The 18,608-nt window shown below is 36.3% G+C and carries 19 protein-coding genes; 15 read left to right on the top strand and 4 right to left on the bottom strand.

Going from position 1 to position 18,608, the window contains the following annotated elements:
* Positions 1 to 27: 27 nt before the first annotated feature.
* Entirely contained in the window at positions 28 to 1,626 is a 1,599-nt protein-coding gene (locus tag QZ576_RS16490) for a hypothetical protein (RefSeq protein ID WP_297098964.1), read from the bottom strand.
* Positions 1,627 to 1,642: 16 nt separating this feature from the next.
* The gene (locus QZ576_RS16485; RefSeq protein WP_297098963.1) at positions 1,643 to 3,133 is read right to left on the bottom strand and encodes a nitrate/nitrite transporter; all 1,491 of its coding nucleotides are present in this window, start codon (positions 3,131 to 3,133) and stop codon (positions 1,643 to 1,645) included.
* 692 nt (positions 3,134 to 3,825) lie between these two features.
* Between QZ576_RS16485 and QZ576_RS16480 the strand changes: the two genes are divergently transcribed.
* The 8 genes from QZ576_RS16480 to QZ576_RS16445 are packed head-to-tail and all read left to right on the top strand — an operon-like array spanning position 3,826 to position 11,772.
* Positions 3,826 to 4,413, top strand: coding sequence for a TetR/AcrR family transcriptional regulator (locus QZ576_RS16480; RefSeq protein ID WP_297098960.1), 588 nt, complete (start codon positions 3,826 to 3,828; stop codon positions 4,411 to 4,413).
* Positions 4,414 to 4,428: 15 nt separating this feature from the next.
* The gene (locus tag QZ576_RS16475; RefSeq protein WP_297098959.1) at positions 4,429 to 4,767 is read left to right on the top strand and encodes a cupin domain-containing protein; all 339 of its coding nucleotides are present in this window, start codon (positions 4,429 to 4,431) and stop codon (positions 4,765 to 4,767) included.
* A gap of 59 nt (positions 4,768 to 4,826) precedes the next feature.
* On the top strand, positions 4,827 to 5,393 hold the full coding sequence (locus tag QZ576_RS16470; RefSeq protein ID WP_297098958.1) for a TetR/AcrR family transcriptional regulator C-terminal domain-containing protein: 567 nt from the start codon (positions 4,827 to 4,829) through the stop codon (positions 5,391 to 5,393).
* Positions 5,383 to 6,741 carry a TolC family protein gene (locus tag QZ576_RS16465; protein WP_297098957.1) on the top strand — a complete coding sequence of 453 codons (1,359 nt, stop codon included), beginning with the start codon at positions 5,383 to 5,385 and terminating at the stop codon, positions 6,739 to 6,741. Before QZ576_RS16470 ends, QZ576_RS16465 begins: the two co-directional genes overlap by 11 nt.
* 6 nt (positions 6,742 to 6,747) lie before the next feature.
* A complete protein-coding gene (locus QZ576_RS16460) occupies positions 6,748 to 7,800 on the top strand; it encodes an efflux RND transporter periplasmic adaptor subunit (protein WP_297098955.1) in 1,053 nt (350 codons plus the stop codon).
* A 7-nt stretch (positions 7,801 to 7,807) separates the two neighbouring features.
* On the top strand, positions 7,808 to 10,903 hold the full coding sequence (locus QZ576_RS16455) for an efflux RND transporter permease subunit (protein ID WP_297098953.1): 3,096 nt from the start codon (positions 7,808 to 7,810) through the stop codon (positions 10,901 to 10,903).
* On the top strand, positions 10,900 to 11,346 hold the full coding sequence (locus QZ576_RS16450; protein WP_082063586.1) for a DUF2141 domain-containing protein: 447 nt from the start codon (positions 10,900 to 10,902) through the stop codon (positions 11,344 to 11,346). Before QZ576_RS16455 ends, QZ576_RS16450 begins: the two co-directional genes overlap by 4 nt.
* A 36-nt stretch (positions 11,347 to 11,382) precedes the next feature.
* A complete protein-coding gene (locus QZ576_RS16445; protein ID WP_297098951.1) occupies positions 11,383 to 11,772 on the top strand; it encodes a TetR/AcrR family transcriptional regulator in 390 nt (129 codons plus the stop codon).
* 128 nt (positions 11,773 to 11,900) lie between these two features.
* On the opposite strand, the gene QZ576_RS16440 is transcribed toward QZ576_RS16445, so the two are convergent.
* Together QZ576_RS16440 and QZ576_RS16435 are read right to left on the bottom strand one after the other, a co-directional pair.
* Entirely contained in the window at positions 11,901 to 12,542 is a 642-nt protein-coding gene (locus QZ576_RS16440; RefSeq protein ID WP_297098948.1) for a DUF6448 family protein, read from the bottom strand.
* A gap of 476 nt (positions 12,543 to 13,018) precedes the next feature.
* Positions 13,019 to 13,600, bottom strand: coding sequence for an AraC family transcriptional regulator (locus QZ576_RS16435; protein ID WP_297098946.1), 582 nt, complete (start codon positions 13,598 to 13,600; stop codon positions 13,019 to 13,021).
* 1,175 nt (positions 13,601 to 14,775) lie between these two features.
* Between QZ576_RS16435 and QZ576_RS16430 the strand changes: the two genes are divergently transcribed.
* The 7 genes from QZ576_RS16430 to QZ576_RS16400 all read left to right on the top strand — a co-directional run bounded on the left by QZ576_RS16430 (position 14,776) and on the right by QZ576_RS16400 (position 18,578).
* Positions 14,776 to 14,949: a hypothetical protein gene (locus QZ576_RS16430; RefSeq protein WP_297098944.1), complete on the top strand. Its 174-nt coding sequence runs from the start codon at positions 14,776 to 14,778 to the stop codon at positions 14,947 to 14,949.
* A gap of 355 nt (positions 14,950 to 15,304) precedes the next feature.
* Positions 15,305 to 16,141 carry an RteC domain-containing protein gene (locus tag QZ576_RS16425; RefSeq protein WP_297098943.1) on the top strand — a complete coding sequence of 279 codons (837 nt, stop codon included), beginning with the start codon at positions 15,305 to 15,307 and terminating at the stop codon, positions 16,139 to 16,141.
* A 294-nt stretch (positions 16,142 to 16,435) separates the two neighbouring features.
* Positions 16,436 to 16,672 (top strand): hypothetical protein, encoded by a 237-nt coding sequence (locus QZ576_RS16420; RefSeq protein WP_297098940.1) that lies wholly within the window; start codon positions 16,436 to 16,438, stop codon positions 16,670 to 16,672.
* A 110-nt stretch (positions 16,673 to 16,782) separates the two neighbouring features.
* Positions 16,783 to 17,079, top strand: coding sequence for a helix-turn-helix domain-containing protein (locus QZ576_RS16415; RefSeq protein ID WP_297098938.1), 297 nt, complete (start codon positions 16,783 to 16,785; stop codon positions 17,077 to 17,079).
* A complete protein-coding gene (locus QZ576_RS16410) occupies positions 17,076 to 17,591 on the top strand; it encodes a hypothetical protein (protein ID WP_297098936.1) in 516 nt (171 codons plus the stop codon). Before QZ576_RS16415 ends, QZ576_RS16410 begins: the two co-directional genes overlap by 4 nt.
* The gene (locus QZ576_RS16405; protein WP_297098934.1) at positions 17,521 to 18,237 is read left to right on the top strand and encodes an ATPase; all 717 of its coding nucleotides are present in this window, start codon (positions 17,521 to 17,523) and stop codon (positions 18,235 to 18,237) included. Before QZ576_RS16410 ends, QZ576_RS16405 begins: the two co-directional genes overlap by 71 nt.
* A 53-nt stretch (positions 18,238 to 18,290) precedes the next feature.
* Positions 18,291 to 18,578 (top strand): helix-turn-helix transcriptional regulator, encoded by a 288-nt coding sequence (locus QZ576_RS16400; RefSeq protein ID WP_297098932.1) that lies wholly within the window; start codon positions 18,291 to 18,293, stop codon positions 18,576 to 18,578.
* Positions 18,579 to 18,608 lie beyond the last annotated feature (30 nt).

Genomic DNA, 18,608 nt, shown 5'->3' with positions numbered 1-18,608 from the left:
CGAATTGATTCTTAATATCTGTTCTGTTTAACAATCAATTCCTGAATTTTTGCGTTCGTAATGCCACCAGTTTAAAACAAGACATATAGCATAGTATACAGCAAATCCATACAAAGCATATTCAGGATGTCCAAATTCAATTTGTTGTCCAAAAATCTTAGGAATAATAAAAGCTCCATACGCAGCTATTGCGGCAGTCCAACCTAATACGGGGCCTGCTTGCTCTTTATTAAAAATATACGGGATGCTTCTGAAGGTTGATCCATTTCCAATTCCTGTAGTTAAAAACAACACCATGAAGCTGGCAAAAAATGGCCACCAATAGGTTTCTGGTGTCGCACTATTTCTTGCCTGAATAACGAAATATGCAACAGCAATAGTTGCCAGGATTTGTACAGTGGTACTCATGGCAGTAACTTTTGATCCACTGTTTACTTTATCGGATAACCACCCACCGAACGGACGAATTAAAGCACCAATTACCGGCCCTAAAAAGACCCACATTAAGAAATTAGGAGCGTTGGGATTAAGGTAGGACGGGTCGTTTGGATTACTAAACACAAAAATATCCTGACACAACTTAGGAAAAGCTGCAGAAAAACCTATAAAAGAGCCAAAAGTCATGGTGTATATAATGGTCATTATCCAGGTATGCTTATTACTGAATATTGCAAATTGCTTGTTTAGATTGGTTTTTATGGCGCCCGGTGTGGCATATTTCATGAGCAGCAAAGTAAGGATAACTACAACTGGCAATACTATCCACATATTTAGTTTCAGATCGATTAACAGATAAGTGCCAATGAACGCGGCTACCAGTCCTAAAACAATCATGTAAGAGGCTTTTCCTAGTCCCTGTAAAGTGGAAGGTAATTTAGGAGTTCCGGTGATAACATTGTTCATCCCAAAGAATGCAGCTATAGATACCAGTACCAATACAGGAACCCAAACCCAACCTGCATTTTGAAAACCTGATAGCGGCTCTCCGAAGGCGTTGTTTACATCTTTACCTACAACGCCAAAAAAAGTGAGTCCGATAATCCACGGAATCGTTTTTTGCATTACGCCTACGCCAAGGTTTCCGATTCCTGCATTTAAACCCAGAGAAGTACCTTGAATACGTTTTGGAAAAAAGAAGCTGATGTTACTCATGGAAGAGGAAAAGTTCCCTCCACCAAAGCCCGAAAGTGCAGCCAACACCGCAAAAGTAATATACGGTGTATTTACATCTTGCAAGGCAAATCCAACCCCGATAACAGGAATAAGCAGCAATGCCGTGGTAAGGAAAATTACATTTCGGCCACCGCTCATCGAAATCAAAAAAGAGTTGGGAATACGTAATGTTGCACCTGCAAGTCCTGCAATTGCCGGTAAAGTATAGTGCAAGTTATTTATTTCCTTCAATCTTTCCGTAATTTGCACCGCATTCATTTCCGGCGTAATCATTCCGAAGTTAAAACCAAAAGCTTTCATTTTTGTGGCGATTATACTCCACATCATCCATACTGCAAATGCCAGCAAAAGTGCAGGTATGGAAATCCACAGGTTTCGGTTCGCTATTTTATTCCCTTTTTCATTCCAAAAGGAAGAATCTTCAACGTTCCAATTTTTAATATTAATCATCATTTTAACGGTTTTGGTTTTATTTTGCTTCAATGTTTAATGCTATTTCAGGAGCATTCTGTCTGTTCATCTTAGTTATTGTTCGATGCATCCATATTAAACAGATTGCCGACAGGAACATCATAAACAGCCAGCAAGAGGTCCATAAACCGGTTCCTTTTAATAAGTAGCCAAAAATGATGGGACAAAAAAATCCGCCAAGGCCACCAAGAACGCCTACCATTCCACCAACTACACCCACTTCATCGGGGAAATAATCAGGAATATGTTTATAAACCGCAGCCTTCCCAATTCCCCAAATGCTGCCAATAAGAATAACAAGCACCGCAAAAATCCATACATTGGCTTGGAAATAAATTTTTGTAACTCCTTTTACCAGTAATTGCTTACGAACTACTTTATCGCCCACCTTAACAACAGGTTCCTGCCAGGCTTCTTTTGATGGCAGCACCAATAATTTGTCATCAAGACTTTCCGAATCGCCGCTTTTAACCTTTACCGGATATTCTTTCTCACCCACTTTTACCATGTTTTCGGAAACAAAAGTTACAACACCATCTTGTTTGGCCATAATTCCTTGGCCCGGTGAAACAATTTCCATTTTGGGGATAAAAAGCAAAGCACTAATAACCAATGATGAGCCCAATACCCAATACATTACTTTACGTGCACCGTATTGATCCGACATCCAACCTCCAACAGCACGAATTACACCTGAGGGTAAACTAAATAAGGCGGTAAAAATCCCGGCAGTTACCAAAGGCAGGTAATAAACATTTACAAAATAAGGTACTAACCATTGTGAAAATGCTACAAAACAGCCAAATACCAAAAAATAGTATAACCCAAAACGCCAAACCCGAACATTCTTAAGTGGGCTTAAAATTTGCTTCATATTTTTGGTTGATGAAGCTGGTTTTTTATTTTCAGTAAACAGCAAAAATATTATACCCATTATAATTAAAGCTGTTCCATAAATAAGCGGTAGCTTACGCCAGCCTTCAATATGTGCACCATCATTAGTAAGCCAGTTAAGAACAGTGGGGGCAAAAAATGTAGTTATAGCTGCTCCCGCATTACCTGCTCCAAAAATACCCAAGGCAGTTCCTTGGCGGTGTTTGGGATACCAAACGGAAGTGTAGGCAATGCCAATGGCAAAACTCACACCAGTTAAACCAAATCCAAAACTATATAGGGCAAAAAAGAAAAACGTATTAGCAGTAGATAGTAGAAACAGTGGAATGGAACAAACTAATAGTAAAATACCATAAACCCATTTCCCTCCAAATTTATCCGTGAGAATACCGGCGGGTAATCGAAAAATAGCTCCTGTTAGTACCGGAATACCCATTAACCATCCTATTTTCACCGGTCCCCAGTCAAATACCTGATTGTTAACCAAGAAGGTCACTAAAACACCATTTAGCATCCAAACCGCAAAGCAGATAGTAAAAGCAAGCGTATTAAAGAAAAGCATTCGATGGGACTTGACCGTAGCGACTTGTTCCATGGTTAGTAATGTTAGTTTTTGGTTGTATGATCTAAACAATTTTAAGTAACATTTTATCAGAAAAATGTAACAAATGGTACAAATTGATCAATTGTATTTTTAAATTTCGGACAAAGTCAAGATTATTACTTTATCTGATTTAGAGATATTCATTGTTATGCTTCCAAAATGAGTCAAAATTTAGAGCAAACCATAATGAAACAATAATTAAAATCTATCTCTGCTAAAATCAAGTATTACGGTTTTACTAAAATGAGGAAGATTGGGGCTGTCATTTCGAGGCATTCATCAATTTTCTAATTTTAATTTTGCAGTACTTATACCTTGCATTGCTACTTAATCTACGAAATTAAATTGTGAAGTAACTTTCGAAAGTACATCATGTTCGGTTTAAATTATATACAAGTATTAAGAAGATGAACTAGAATAGGAGCGCAATAAATTTGAATTTCAAGACAAAATTCTCGACTCGTTAAACCATAAGTACGCTAAATCTGAGATGTGGTTTATAATGGTTCTATTAAAATTATATAAATTAAAAACGGCTAGTATTTCCGCGAAACATACCCTTCGGGACTTTTTTATAACTAGTTCACTTGTTTAAGAAAAAAATAAATATAGAAATATTTGGATAAGGGGGAAAAATAGCTTTACTTTGTGAGTGAATATTCACATACTTTTAAATGTAGATTATGTCGCAACAATTATCCGATCGTCAACAACAGATTATAGATGTGTCACTTGAGTTAATTTCTGAAAATGGAATTCAGGGGCTTACAATAAAAAATCTTGCAAAAAAAATAGGTTTTTCCGAATCAGCTATATACAGGCACTATGAAAATAAAATTGAAATTTTAGTGGCAATTCTGAACTATTTTAAAGAGAATACAGAACATATTTTTGTTACCGAACTGAAATCGGATGAAGATACGATAACAAAAATCCAGAATCTTTTTATTAATCAATTCAGGATTTTTACAAAATCGCCATCCTTTTTGGCCGTTATTTTTTCCGAAGAGTTATTTCGTAACGAGACAATTCTGAGTGAACGGGTAGCCGAAATAATGAATAATAATTTAGACACACTTACACAAATCATAAGAATCGGACAAAATAAAGGCGAGTTGAGAAACGACATTGAAGCTTCGCATTTGGCCCTTGTAGTGATGGGGGCATTGCGGTTATTTGTAAAAAAATGGCAAATCTCGAATCATTCATTTGATCTGAGAAAAGAAGGTTTAAAAATTACACAAAGTATATCAGTTATTATTAAAAACTAATTTGAACATATAAAGATGAAGATTATCAAATTATCAGACCAAAACAAAGAAGAAACTCCTCACAATGTAGATGTTCGTAAAATGTACGATAAAAAATCTGCGCAGGCAGTACACATTACACTTCAGGCAGGTGAGGCATTAAAACCTCACATTACCTCAGTGGATGTATTTTTCTATGTTTTGGAAGGAACACCAACAATTCAGATTGGAGATCATAAGGCGGAAGTTTACAAAGATTGTTTGGTCGAAAGCCCAAAGAACATCGTTCATTGTATATACAATCTTTCTTCTTCGACTACACGTATTCTCGTAGTTAAAGCTCCAGGACCTACAAGCAAAAGCAAATTACTTTGAACGGATTCATTTTTTTTTGAATACTAAGTAAGTGAATGTTCACTTTTATTTATGATATCATGAAAACAAATAATACACAAATTTTAGGTATAGCGGCCGGAATAATAAAAGATTCCGGCTTAGCTGCCCTTTCCATTCAAAAACTGGCCGAGAAGTTAGGTGTAAATAGGAAGGAACTTGATTCTCTCTTTTTAGAAGAAGATAATGATATAATTCTTATTATTCTGTTAGCACTTGAAAATGATTTGATTCTTTTGATACGAAAAATTAAGAATAGGCACACTACACCTGAAGCAGAATTAAAATTATTCTTTAAAGGTCTCTATTCTCTCTTCCTCCAAAAAACACATTATTTATCAATTCTATTCGATAAAAATTTGCGTCAACGTGATAATGAAATTAAAAAGGCTATACGAAGAATTAAAAGTCTATCAGTAAAATACCTTACTGATTTAATTGAGGAAGGAAAAGATACAAATACATTTAAAACACCATTGTCTTCCAGGTTTTTAGCACACAGTATTCTAGCTAGTTTCCGAAGTATAATGAACGATGAACAACGAATGAAAGAAATGATTATAGAATTAAAAAACATAGAAAATCAGAATATAAAGAATGAAGTTTAAAAAATTTTTCAATACGAAGTTAGTGAGTATTCACAGACAGTGTTTGTGTTTCGTGTTATTTGGGCTAATAATTTTATCGTTTTCTGCAAAAGGCCAAACCTGGTCGTTACAACAATGTATTGATACGGCATTGGTGAATAACAAAAATCTACAAATAAGTCGTAACAACATAGAACTTAGCACAGAAAGGCAGGGAGAAGCAAAAGCAAATTTGTTGCCGAAAATTAATTTAAGTGCCGATTACAAATATTTCTTCGATTTGCCTTACCAGCTTATGCCGCAGTCGGCTTTTGGTGGCAACGAAGGGCAGTTTAAAGAAATGCAAATGGGGGTTCCGCACAATATTAGTACCAGCATTCAACTTACGCTACCGCTTTATAATCCGCAAATTTATGGGGGAATTAAAAGCACACAAATTGCTGTTGAATTAAACGAACTGCAGTACGAAAAATCAGAAGAAGAAATACTTTTTGAGATTTCAAACATTTATTACAACGCCCAGATTTTATTGCATCAGCAGCATTTAATTGAGGGAAATTTAGCCAATACGCAGAAGCTACGGAAAAATCTGGATCTACTTTATACTCAGCAAATGATAAAAAGAAGCGATGTAACAAAAGTAGTATTACAGGAAGAGCAGCTTGAAACTCAGCTTGAGCTGGTTAACAGCAATTACAAGCAAGTACTTAATGCCCTAAAGTTTTTAGTGGGAATTTCGTTTCAGGACGACATGCTAATTGAAAGAGAAATTAAATTTGATGTACCAGCCGCTTATACGCATCTGTCAATTGTTGATTTAGAGTTGGCCTTAACGCAAAAAGAATTACTGAAAAGCGAATTACAGACCTTGAAAAACTCACGACTGCCAACAGTTTCCTTGTTCGGTAGTTACGGTCAGAATGGATTCGGCTACAACGAGGAACCGAACGAATTTTTAGAATTCTTCCCCAGTAGTTTTGCCGGACTACAACTTACGGTGCCCATATTTAGCAGAACTGTTACTCAACGTAAAATAAAACAGAAGAAGATTGAAATTGAGAATAGCAGATTGCAACTCCAGAATATAGCAGAACAGAATAATATGTTGGTTGAAAATGCTCGGCGAAAAAGACTGGTTACCAAACAAACTATTGATAATACATTGAACCAAATTGATTTGGCCGAAACAGTTTATCACGATATGTTGCTTCAGCAAAAAGAAGGAACATCAAGTTTAACCGAAGTACTAATGGCAGACAATGCTTTAAGAGAAGCCCAACAAAGCAATTTATCTGCAATTGTTGATTACCTGAAAGTTGATTTAGAACTCAAAAAATTAACAGGCAACATCTCACAACAAAAAAACTAGACCACCATGATAAAAAAAATTATTTTAATTGCAGTAGCCATAGCCATACTTGCCGTTACTGCTTTCAAACTCAAAACGAATAAAGAAGTGGCGGAAAAAAGGGTTTACAAATACGATATTGATAAACCAATTACCGTAAAATCCATAATATTAAAACCTGAAAACGCAGCAACCAGTACTGTTTTTGCAGGGAATTTTCAAGCCTTACGTGAGAGTAAATTGAGTACCGATGTGCAGGGAAAAGTTCTTGAGATATATGTTGATCAAGGAAGTATGGTTGAAGAAAACCAGGCTCTAATTCAGCTCGATAATTCGCTACTAAATCTTCAGCTGCAATCAGTTGAGGTAAAAATTGAAGAGCTAACGAAGGATGTAAAACGTTATAAAGTATTGACTGAGGCCGATGCTATCCAGGGAATCCAGCTTGAAAAAACAGAATTGGCTTTAAAATCAACCTTAATTCAAAAAGCTACCTTACTGGAGCAGATCAATAAAACCACTATTAGGGCACCTTTTAACGCTGTAGTTACAGGAAAAATGACCGAAGAAGGAGCTTTTGCTGCACCTGGTATTCCGTTGTTACAAATCACTGATATTTCAATACTGAAATTTACTGTAAATGTACCAGAGAACAGCTTGTCGAAGTTTGAGCTGAATAAAAATTATACAGTTTCTGCTGATGCTTTTCCAGATATTCAACTTTCAGGCCAAACAACAATGCTTGGTAGTAAGGCCAATATAGGCAACAGTTTTCCGGTTCAATTATTGGTTAAGAATACTGATAGCCACGAAATTAAGTCGGGTATGTTTGGGAAAGTAATATTGCAAGATGATATCGACACATCACAAATTACAATTCCGGCTTCGGCACTTGTTGGAACTACTATAAAACCACAGGTTTATCTGATAGAAAACGGTAGGGCGCAACTACGCGACATTATTGTTGCTGAACGAATTGAAAATAGAATTGTTATTGCCGCCGGTCTTAAACCAGGAGACGAAATTGTAAGTAATGGTTTTATCAACTTGTTTAACAATGCCAATGTAAACCCAAAATAGTCACACTATGAATATTACTGAAATATCGATGAAACGACCGTCACTCATTATTGTTCTTTTTAGCGTGTTTACACTACTCGGAATAATTGGATATAAAAATCTGAGCTACGAATTGCTCCCCGATTTTAATCAACCCGTGGTAGTAATAAAAACGATGTATCCTGGTGCTGAACCACAGGAAGTTGAGACTTCTGTTTCACGCGAAATAGAGGATGCTCTTTCGAATTTAGAAGGTGTGGATTACCTCGAAACAAAATCAATGTCAAATGCGTCGGTTATTATTGCCAACCTAAAATACGGCACTGATATCGACAATGCCATGCAGGATGCACAGCGTTATATCGACAATATTATTCAAGATCTTCCGGATGATATTGAAAGCCCATCGATGAGTAAGGTATCGCCCAACGATTTACCGATGATGTCGATTAGTGCCACAAGTAATTTGCCTGCTACGCAGTTTTATCAGAAAATGCAGGATGACTTTCTTCCACAGATTCAGCAACTTCAGGGGGTGGCCGAAATAACTTTGTTGGGTGGCGAAGAGCGCGAGATTCAGGTAAAAGTAGATCAGAATAAACTAAAACTTTACAAGCTTTCGCTTACCCAAGTAGTCGAAGCTATAAATCGTTCAGGACTTAATTTGCCAGCCGGGAAAGTTCAGTCAGCCAAAGAAAATAACGCGGTACGGTTGATGGGAAAATTTTCAACGGTAAGCGAAGTAATGAATGTGCAGGTTGCCATGCCGGTTCCCGGAAGTCCGGTTTACGTGAAAGATTTAGCCACAGTAATCGATGGCGTTAAAGAAATAACTTCGGTGAGCCGCTACAACGGAAAAAACGGAATCGGCTTGCTGCTAAAAAAACAAGGCGATGCCAACGCCGTTGAAGTTTCGAAATTAGTTCGCGAAAAGCTGCATGAAATTGAAACGAAAAATATCAGTTCCGGTGTAGAATTTATTATTGCCGACGATTCAACCGACAATACCATTGCAGCTGTCAACTCGGTGGTACACGATTTAATTTTGGCGGTAATTCTGGTCTCGGTGGTGATGCTACTTTTCTTGCGCAGCTATCGCAATTCGTTAATTGTACTGGTGGCTATTCCTACATCGCTGGTAACGGCATTTGCCATTATGTGGCTACTTAACTATACGCTCAATCTGATGACGTTGCTGGCCATGTCGCTGATTATTGGGATTCTGGTTGATGATGCTACCGTGGTTCTTGAAAATATTCAGCGCCACCTCGATATGGGAAAAGAAAAACGTTCGGCATCAATGGATGGACGCATGGAAATTGGATTCTCGGCCGTTTCGATAACCCTAGTTGATGTGGTGGTTTTCCTACCAATTTTATTTTTGCAGGTTTTTATTTCAGATATGCTGAAACAGTTTTCGGTGGTAGTGGTAACATCAACACTTACCAGTTTACTGGTGGGATTTACTTTAACACCATGGTTGGCTTCACGCATTGGTAAAAAAGATGATTTGCAGCCTACAAACATTTTTAACCGCTTTTTGCTGTGGTTCGAAAAACAGCTCGAAAACTTTAGCAATTGGTACGAAACGCAGTTGGTTTGGGTACTTGACCATAAACTTATTTTTACAGTATTGGTTGTGCTACTAATGGTTTTTACCGCCGGAATAATGAAACAGGGGATCATCGGTAAAGAAATGATGGCTACCGGCGATCAAGGGAAATTTCGTTTAAACCTCGAATTCGATAAAACGACTACCGTTCAGCAAAATAATATTGTTTCTCAGCAGGTCGAGAATTTTATCCTTCAACACAACGAGGTTGATATGCTGTTTAGTAACATTGCCGGCCCCAGCTCCGGAATTGGCAGTTTGGGAATTGGAGAGGCTAATAAATCGGAGTTTACTATTCAGTTAAAACCAGAAGATGAGCGAGGCATAAAGACCGAGGCTTTTATGAAACAGCTACGCCGCGAGTTGGAAGCCGAATATGCAGGTATTAATTTTTCAATGGCGGTGCTAGGTTTGATTCCAAAATCAGCACCCATACAAATTACTCTTAGCGGTGCAAAACTGGCCGATGTGCGAAAAAACTCGGAAGAATTGCAGGCTGTTATCAAACAAATTCCGGGAGCCGACAATGTACAGCTTTCGGTTGTTGATGGAAATCCGGAGTACCAAGTACGGCCCGATAAAGATAAAATGCAGCGTTTGGGCTTAAATACTGCATATGTAGGGCAAAATTTACGAACAGCTTTTACAGGAAATGAAGATGCCACGCTTACCGAAGACGGCACCGAGTATCCGGTACGTATTTGGCTAGATGATTTTAACCGGCAGAATTATGAAGATGTACAAAATATAATGCTTATTAATCTGATGAATCAGCCGGTTGAAGTTTCGCAATTTGCGACGGTTTATCAGGATAAGTCACCTTCGATGCTTGAGCGACTCGATCGCCAGCCGTCAGTTACATTAACCGCCGAATCCTTTGGCCGTCCTTCGGGAACACTTGCCGACGATGTGCTGGCTCATCTCGATAAAAATCCGTTGCCTGAAAATATTCAGTTAACCTGGGGCTCTGACATTAAACGACAGAACGAAAGTTTTGGAGCTCTTAGCGGAGTATTACTTATTTCCTTCGTTCTTATATATTTGATTATGGTGGCTTTGTACGACAGCTACATCTATCCGTTTGTGGCTTTGTTTGGAATTCCCGTAGCTGCAATTGGAGCCTTTCTGGCACTTAATTTATCGGCAAAAGATATTACTTTATTTGCTTTACTCGGACTAATTATGCTGATGGGATTGGTAACAAAAAATGCCATCCTGATTGTTGATTTTACCAACCAACTTAAAGCCCAGGGGAAATATTTTAAGGAGGCGCTGGTAATTGCCGGAAAAGAACGGTTGCGCCCGATTTTAATGACAACTCTTTCTATGGCAATTGGTATGTTACCCATTGCTATGGCACAGGGTACGGCGAGCGAATGGAAAAACGGCCTGGCCTGGGTGATTATCGGCGGACTGATGTCGTCGCTAATTCTTACCGTGTTTTTGGTTCCAATGGTGTATTATGTTGTTGATGCAATGAAAGAAAAAATTGTTAAACGAAAACTAAAATGAAAACTTTTTTATTGATTTTATTCTTGCACATAGGATGGCATGTAGTTGATACTTTTCAAATAAAAGGCGATACGTGTTCGCTGACAGTAAATGTTACAGGGTTACGAAATAACAAAGGTTTTGTAATGTTTGCTTTGTACAATACTGATGGATCTTTGCCCGACGAGCATTATAAAAATTTTTATCGACTGCAGTCTGCTGAAATTGCAAACCATTCTTCAAAATTTACATTCAAAAACCTGTCGGCCGGGAAGTATGCTGTTAATGTCTTACACGACGAAGACGAAAATCAAAAAATTAAAAAAGGTGTGATTTTGCCTAAAGAGGGGATTGGCTTTTCCAACTTTGAAAAGATTGGACCCTTAAACAAGCCTAATTATGAAAAAGCGTCTTTTGTTGTTGAAGGTCAGAAAGATATTGAAATTGAGATCATTTATTTTTAACCCGAAACAAAAGATAAAATTAGAAATCTACTAAAAATGGCTAATCAAGGAAATGATATACGGTTTGAAACTGAGATAAAGATTTTTAATGCAGCCTATAATCAATTTCTATTGTTCGGGTATCACGGAACAAGAATAAGGTATATCGCAAAAGAGGCAAAAGTGTTGCCTGCTGCAGTGCATTATTATTTTCGATCAAAAGAGAAACTATATGTAAAAATCATTTATCAAGTTATTAACGACATATTTGACAACGAGCAGGAGGGAATTGGAAATAGGGGGGAGTACACTAGACAAAAATGGTTTCTCCAAACAGAACTGTACAATAACCAGGATCTTTTATGTAAATCTTTACAGGAATTATATCTGAATAAATGGGAAGCAAAATTGAGTAAGATTATAACATATCTTGGGACAAAAACTTAATTGGAATTTAATTCTCAATATTCATGTTTATTACTGCTTACTGCATTTGCTTCAATCTAAGATTTTCTTCTGATTTTAAAAATAGATACATAAACTGCAGTTCTTCATTTATATGAATTATTTGTCTATTAATGTTGATGGACTTCTGAATCTTGTTCAATAATTCGATGAATCCCTTCCAATGTATGCGTATAACCAACATAAGCGGCTACGTAATCCCGTCCTTTTTCGATAGATTGATTTTTGATAAGACTTAATTTCTGCACTTTCTCAAATTTTTCCCGCACTATATTGTCAATGTGATCAGTAAATTTTGTTAGCAGTTCATCTACATTATGGCTTTCAATTGACTTATCAGCCATTATTACAATCGGCGAGGCACTTCCCGCGGGTTTTAATCCGGTATATCCCACACCCTCTGTGGCTCGGTGCAATCTAACAAGTGTCTCGAAAAAATATCTTTCTACAATTTCATAAACCTCATTATCTCCACTTTTTAACTTATAGGTTTTATTAAACAAAGTGGTAATCATAGGTTCATCTGCTTTTCCTACCCATTTTAGTACCAGACTCACGTTGTTTGAAGCAAGAGCTTCCTTTGCTTCTTGAATTACAGGTCCATCATAAGAATCACAATGGGCATTTGTGTTCTGAGCGCCAAATAAGAAAATTGCAAAGAGGACAAGTGAAACAAACTTTACGTTAATTGTTCTTGTTTGTTTTCTACCTCTTGCTAAGTTAATTGTTAGTGATCTACTTTTTTTTTGCATAATAATTAATTTTAAAGATTATTTATTTCAGTTCATTTTGTTTTATTTCGTTACGTCTTTTAATGGCTCATATGTTTTTAACTCCATAAATATTTATATGACCTGCCACTAATTAAAACGTCTTTCATGAAATTGGTTACGCATTGCTCATTACAGGTATTCGATGAAATGCACTGGATTCAGAATTTTTATTTTAAGAAAATTCAATTTATACCACCCAAATATGTCGATTTAGAAAAGGCACTTTTCATTTAGAAAGCCTTTCCAATTATTTTATAATTTATTGTGTTTATCTTGATGAAGTTCTTAGTTCATAATTTTCTTCATATTCTTCCATAAATAATTTGTTCTAAATAATTATCAGGAGCCAATATAGCTTACTGTCAAGGACAGATCGCTTCACCTTATAAAGTGGGACGCATTAATGGATGTCTGTTCGTGACAGATTGAAAAGGAGACTTAAAAAAGAAATGAATTTATTTTTTTGTGCTTCCTGATCTGTATTGGGAAGGCGTTTGGTTTGTATACTTTTTAAATATCCGGTTAAATGCTGATTTGGAATTAAAACCTGAATCAAGCGCGATACCGAGTAATGAAAAACTTTCAAACTTGGGGTTGTTAATTCGTGACTTAACTTCTTCCACCCTAAACTGGTTGGTGTATTCAAAGAAGTTCATATTAAAATGCTCATTTATTATTTGCGATAAATGATGAGGAGAAATGTTTAAATCGGATGCCAGTTGAGTCAACGTCAGACCTGGATTTAAATAAGGCTTCTCCAACTGAATATATTGGTTTAATTGTTTAATGTATTTAACGGCTTCATCTTCTTTTAATGTAGAACCTGAATATTTAATTTTTCCTTCAATGGAGATTGCTTGTTGTTCATATTCACTTCCAAAAATTATCTTTTGTTTTAATCCAAAATAACCAATTAAAATAACAAATACTGATAAAGCCAAGAATAAGCCATCGGTGCAGAAACCCATTGAAAAAAGGTTGAATACATGATGAATTACCGTGATAATAATTAATGAAGTCCAAATTATTCCAAACACTATTACCAACTTTCGCAACCACTCGAGATTAATATCTTCAGTTGAAGAAAAATTGTTAAAGATATTTATGTTGTGTCTTTTTAATCGATTTAGTGTAAGAATAAAATAAAAGGGACCAGATAGCAATGTGAGAATTAAAAAAAACAAAAATAGATATGGCGGTTGCACATTTGCATGTACATTATGTATTCTGATTTTATTAGCAGTGTAAGGAAAGAACGAAGCTCCAACTATATACAAATTAAAGGCTACAAAAGGAAGTAGATGTAATAACTTTTTCTTATTAAACTTAATTTGTTTTGAAATAATGCGAGACGCGTACAAATAGAGAAAAATCCCATGTAACAGAAATAATGAAATAAGATTAGCCGAAAGTAAATTTAATTGAGTAAATAGTTCCTCTGCGTATAGGGTATAGCTACCAATAAAACAACCGAGGAAAACTAACCAAACAATAAGAATATTGTCATGTGTCGCCCTCGATTTCTTTTGAAAGAGCAATAGGGAGAAAAAGAAAGCATTAAAAATCGCGATGTAGAAAATGTATCCCATAAATATGCTACTAAAATAGCTAATTATTCTATGTGGTAAATTGCAGGTATTGCTTTTAGCATTATAACGAATATGTATATATCATCCCTACGCTATGTTATTTGTATACATTAGTAGAGTTATCAAAAAATGTGGATTTGTGAATACATTATTCTTTTAATTTCGCATTTTGAAAAATGGTAATTTTTTTAATGGTTCTTTGTAGAGTAATGGCTAAATAATTTCTTAACAAAACGGATATAAGTATTCTGTTCAATCAATTTAGACAATTGGATGAGTATTCTCTTTTATTTCAGCCAAAAGTGTAGCTCGAAAACTTTACAAATATTGATATTACAAATAGCTTACTTCTATATATATCCAGAAATAAAACATGGAGACCAAATTCAGCAATAAATGTAGCTGAATTGATGATTTGCAAAAAATTAGTTGGTCTATTGTACTGTGAACAAAACCGTTCCATATGAAAAACGTATACTTTCAGGTACCAGTAGCAAAACCTTATCATCTGCTTTAAGCATTTCTGTTTTGCATAGATTACTAATGAAAGCCATCTTTATCTGTTGCTGAAAACTGCATCTGCATCGAAGAAGGCAATTGTCGTGATAGACATATCAAATTCAATGGTATATAATGAATTTGAAAGCGAAGTGGATGAAATTTTAATAGGATACGGTGGTAACAGAGCAGCCAATGTACTCGATAAAGCCCTTCTTGAAATTATTAGCGGTCAGGTTGAACTATCAGGCCTACTACCACTTCAAATGCCTGCAAACATGGAAACCATGGAGGTGTAGTTCGAAGATGTGCCCAGAGACATGGATTGCCATGTTGATAACGAAGGGAATGCCTACGACTTTGAATTAGGTCTGAATTGGTCGGGTGTGATTAATGATAAAAGAACAGCTAAATATAATGTTCCTCCTATTGTGGGCGAGGAACCTAATTAAACCAGATATTACGTAACATAAATAACTGGTTGTCGTTTTTATTTGAACATTAGAAAATATCATTCGAATAATTGAGTGTTTTTTCTCGATTATTCTTATATTTATTTTAGTGTTGTAAATCGGGTTTAAGGGACAGTTTTATTTTAAGTTGTACGCTACTGGCAGTAGCGTAATTTTTTTTATGAACTAAAACAGCATAAAAATGGATAAAACTGCCTACTTAAACATTGTAGAGACACTCGAAAGCGATTTGGGTCGGTTAAAAGAAGAAGGCCACAATGTTGTGTTCCTGGCCAAAAGAGCAGTTGGCTTGTGTTTAATAGCCTATTCCGAATTACAAACGAGTGTTTTGAAAAACGGATTTGAATCAGAAGAAGAAGAAATTTATTTCTTCAAGTACATTAAACCGCGTGTATGCAGCAAAATCAGTTTTTATCGAAAGCAGCATATTATTGAATCACAACGTCCTAAATCTACACCCACATTAATAATTGAACATTTAATAAAAGAAATCACTAAACTTCAAATTTTCCTCGATGATCACAGTGATTTTATTAAGTATTACAGAGGAGGAGAAACAATTCTGGATGATAAATACTTTACACGTAATATTACAGCTCCATTAATGGGGAGCTATAATCATAATTATTTACTGGATCCTCAGTTTTCAACTGTCTATGATGGCACACTTGCTGATATTCTGGCTTATGAAAGTTTAGAAAAATATCTTGCAAATGAAATCCATAAACTGCAAGGCGAAGAAGATGATCTGAAACTAAGTAATAATGAATTTGTGTGGACAGGAAAACTAACATGGCTGGCAGAATTGATCTACGGTATAGTGGCGACAGGTGTAGTTAATAATGGTAATATTTCTGTAAACAAATTGATCAAATTATTTAGCAAGATCTTTAACCTTCCATCTGATGATATTTACAATGCTTATCGATCGGTATATTCGCGTAAAAAGGAACCACTGATATATATTGAGAAAATGCGTGAAGCAATGCTAATTAAAATCAATGAAAAATATAAATAGGAATAATATATTTTTTGTAATTATAGATTGGGTTATCTTTGCATCGAACAATGCAAATAAATCTCTCTAACGTGAGAGAACTACTATAAAGATATTAGAGCGTTAGCTTTTATTCTTGCAAAAGAAAATCGCCAATTTTTTTACACGACGAGAATATAGGTATGACGCCCACGATTCAGCGTGGGCTCAACTTATTTGTTGTGTGGGTGTTTGGCGATACCTCTTTTGCAAATGCAGTTCGTAGCCCGCGCTCTTCTTATCTCCCAATTACAGCTGTATTAAAAAGGAGATAACATGGCAACTGAAAAAAACAAAGAATTTGCAGATCTGATTGTACCGTTTACGGCTTGTCCTTTCGAAAAGGTAGAAGTCGATTGTCCTTTCACCGATTTTGGGAATCTCAAAGGTTTGGAGGAAATCCTAAAACTCATTGATCAACTTCCAGATGAAAAACTTATATCCTTGCGAGAGCACCATAAAACCTGTCAGGAATGGAAGATCGAAAAAGGGGAAGCAATTGTAAATAGCTAACATTTACTTAACCATATAATAAATACACCTGTATTTAGGTGTTTAATTTTCCGCATAGGAATTTCAATATTTGGCAAAACTCAAATTGTATCATTTAAAAACAATTAGTTATGCCAACAGAAATTGTAACCACCGATGATCTTCGGGAATTCAAACTCGATCTGGTGGATGAAATTAAGAAAATACTTGATGAATACCACGGCCTACCAACAAAAAAATGGTTAAAATCCGATGAAGTAAAAAGGCTTCTTGGAATTTCTTCAAGCACATTACAAAACCTTCGTGTAAGAGGAACGCTTCCATATACTAAACTTGGAGGAGTAATTTTCTATGAAAGCGAAAAAATACAGAAAGCTTTGCAGAACAATAGCGTCCAAAATGGAATTTCACTTGGCCGGAGGAAATGAACTACATCAAACATCAAACCGCTTTGTTTGAACGGTTTGCTGATGACACCAGAATTACACCTTATCATATCAGTTTATATTTTGCCTTGTTTCAGCTATGGAATAAAAACCGTTTCAGAAATCCTTTTCCTATCTACAGGGAAGAGGTAATGTACCTGGCGCATATTGGATCTACCAATACCTATGCAAGAAGTATGCGAGAGCTGCGCGACTGGCACTATATTGATTATATCGCTTCAGGAAACAGACATACCGGCTGGAAAGTTTCCTGTATCAGATTTGATACCGGAAGTGCGACCGGAAGTGATACAGGAACTGCGACAAGAACCGATACAGGAAGTACGACAGGAAGTGCGACCGGAAGTGCGACGGTATATAAGGAAGTAAACAATACAAACAGAACAAACAATAATAAACAGGATCACCAGAAAAATTTTAAAAATGGAAAGGAAAAAATATCCGGTGGGCGATTCCATGTCAACAACGACAAAGACTATTCGGAACCCTTATAAAGAAATTGCTCAGTTTAAAGACGGGATGTTTCGTTTTAATTTTACCGAGAGTCGAAATTGGCTGGAAGACCAGGGGAAACAGATTTTCGGTAAACACTTTTTTATTGATCCGCTGGATCATCCGTTGATCCATGATTTGCTGATCTATGCCATCGGCGATAAAGAGACAGCAAGAAGAAGGAACCTGGATCTGAATAAAGGAATTATGCTTTCCGGACCCGTTGGATGTGGAAAGACATCCATAATGATGCTGATTCGGTATTTCTTTCCTCCGGGAAAAAGATATCGTATACGATCCACACGAAAAATCAGCTTTGAGTTTGAGAATGACGGATTTAAAGTGATCAAACGTTATGCGGCTGATAGTGAAGTCAAAAATTCCAACCTGCGATCACCTGATTACTGTTTTGATGATCTGGGAATTGAACAGGTGCAAAAACATTTTGGCAATGAATGCGATGTGATGGGAGAGATCCTGCTCAGCCGTTATGATTTGTTTATCACGGATCGGGTAATGACACACATTACCACCAATCTATCAGCATCTGAAATCGAACAGCGCTATGGAAATCGTGTCCGTAGCCGGATGCGTGCCATGTTTAACCTCTTTGCTTTTAAAAAGACAAGTGTAGACAAGAGAATATAAAATGTTGAGTATTATCAACAAAATAAGTATATTTGTAGAAAATATTCGACATTATGAAGACGAAGAAAAATATTATATTTCCCAAACACCTGCAGATATTGGAACGTTTGGGAGAAAATATTAAACTGGCACGAAAAAGAAGAAAGCTAACAACGGTTCAGGTAGCTGAGCGTGCAGATATCGACAGGACAACGTTGTATCAGATAGAGAAAGGGAATCCTAAAGTATCGATGGGTGCTTATTTTAACGTCCTGAGAGTTTTAGGCCTGCAGGATGATTTCCTAAAACTGGCTGCCGATGATACGCTGGGCAGAAAGTTACAAGATTTGGATTTGTTGTAGAATCACGGTTACATATATAAAGAGGTAACC

Source organism: uncultured Draconibacterium sp. (genome assembly GCF_913060805.1).
Lineage (GTDB): Bacteria > Bacteroidota > Bacteroidia > Bacteroidales > Prolixibacteraceae > Draconibacterium.
The sequence above is the reverse complement of the archived record's forward strand: the minus strand, read 5'-3'. Positions and strand labels throughout refer to the sequence as shown.

Excerpts from the sequence above, each read along its gene's own strand:
- QZ576_RS16425 (WP_297098943.1), top strand. The coding sequence starts at position 15,305 with ATGGATAAAACTGCCTACTTAAACATTGTAGAGACACTCGAAAGCGAT.
- QZ576_RS16430 (WP_297098944.1), top strand. The coding sequence starts at position 14,776 with ATGGTATATAATGAATTTGAAAGCGAAGTGGATGAAATTTTAATAGGA.
- QZ576_RS16460 (WP_297098955.1), top strand. The coding sequence starts at position 6,748 with ATGATAAAAAAAATTATTTTAATTGCAGTAGCCATAGCCATACTTGCC.
- QZ576_RS16405 (WP_297098934.1), top strand. The coding sequence starts at position 17,521 with ATGGAAAGGAAAAAATATCCGGTGGGCGATTCCATGTCAACAACGACA.
- QZ576_RS16445 (WP_297098951.1), top strand. The coding sequence starts at position 11,383 with ATGGCTAATCAAGGAAATGATATACGGTTTGAAACTGAGATAAAGATT.
- QZ576_RS16420 (WP_297098940.1), top strand. The coding sequence starts at position 16,436 with ATGGCAACTGAAAAAAACAAAGAATTTGCAGATCTGATTGTACCGTTT.
- QZ576_RS16465 (WP_297098957.1), top strand. The coding sequence starts at position 5,383 with ATGAAGTTTAAAAAATTTTTCAATACGAAGTTAGTGAGTATTCACAGA.
- QZ576_RS16475 (WP_297098959.1), top strand. The coding sequence starts at position 4,429 with ATGAAGATTATCAAATTATCAGACCAAAACAAAGAAGAAACTCCTCAC.
- QZ576_RS16450 (WP_082063586.1), top strand. The coding sequence starts at position 10,900 with ATGAAAACTTTTTTATTGATTTTATTCTTGCACATAGGATGGCATGTA.
- QZ576_RS16490 (WP_297098964.1), bottom strand. The coding sequence starts at position 1,626 with ATGATGATTAATATTAAAAATTGGAACGTTGAAGATTCTTCCTTTTGG.
- QZ576_RS16470 (WP_297098958.1), top strand. The coding sequence starts at position 4,827 with ATGAAAACAAATAATACACAAATTTTAGGTATAGCGGCCGGAATAATA.
- QZ576_RS16480 (WP_297098960.1), top strand. The coding sequence starts at position 3,826 with ATGTCGCAACAATTATCCGATCGTCAACAACAGATTATAGATGTGTCA.
- QZ576_RS16485 (WP_297098963.1), bottom strand. The coding sequence starts at position 3,133 with ATGGAACAAGTCGCTACGGTCAAGTCCCATCGAATGCTTTTCTTTAAT.
- QZ576_RS16440 (WP_297098948.1), bottom strand. The coding sequence starts at position 12,542 with ATGCAAAAAAAAAGTAGATCACTAACAATTAACTTAGCAAGAGGTAGA.
- QZ576_RS16455 (WP_297098953.1), top strand. The coding sequence starts at position 7,808 with ATGAATATTACTGAAATATCGATGAAACGACCGTCACTCATTATTGTT.
- QZ576_RS16400 (WP_297098932.1), top strand. The coding sequence starts at position 18,291 with ATGAAGACGAAGAAAAATATTATATTTCCCAAACACCTGCAGATATTG.
- QZ576_RS16410 (WP_297098936.1), top strand. The coding sequence starts at position 17,076 with ATGAACTACATCAAACATCAAACCGCTTTGTTTGAACGGTTTGCTGAT.
- QZ576_RS16415 (WP_297098938.1), top strand. The coding sequence starts at position 16,783 with ATGCCAACAGAAATTGTAACCACCGATGATCTTCGGGAATTCAAACTC.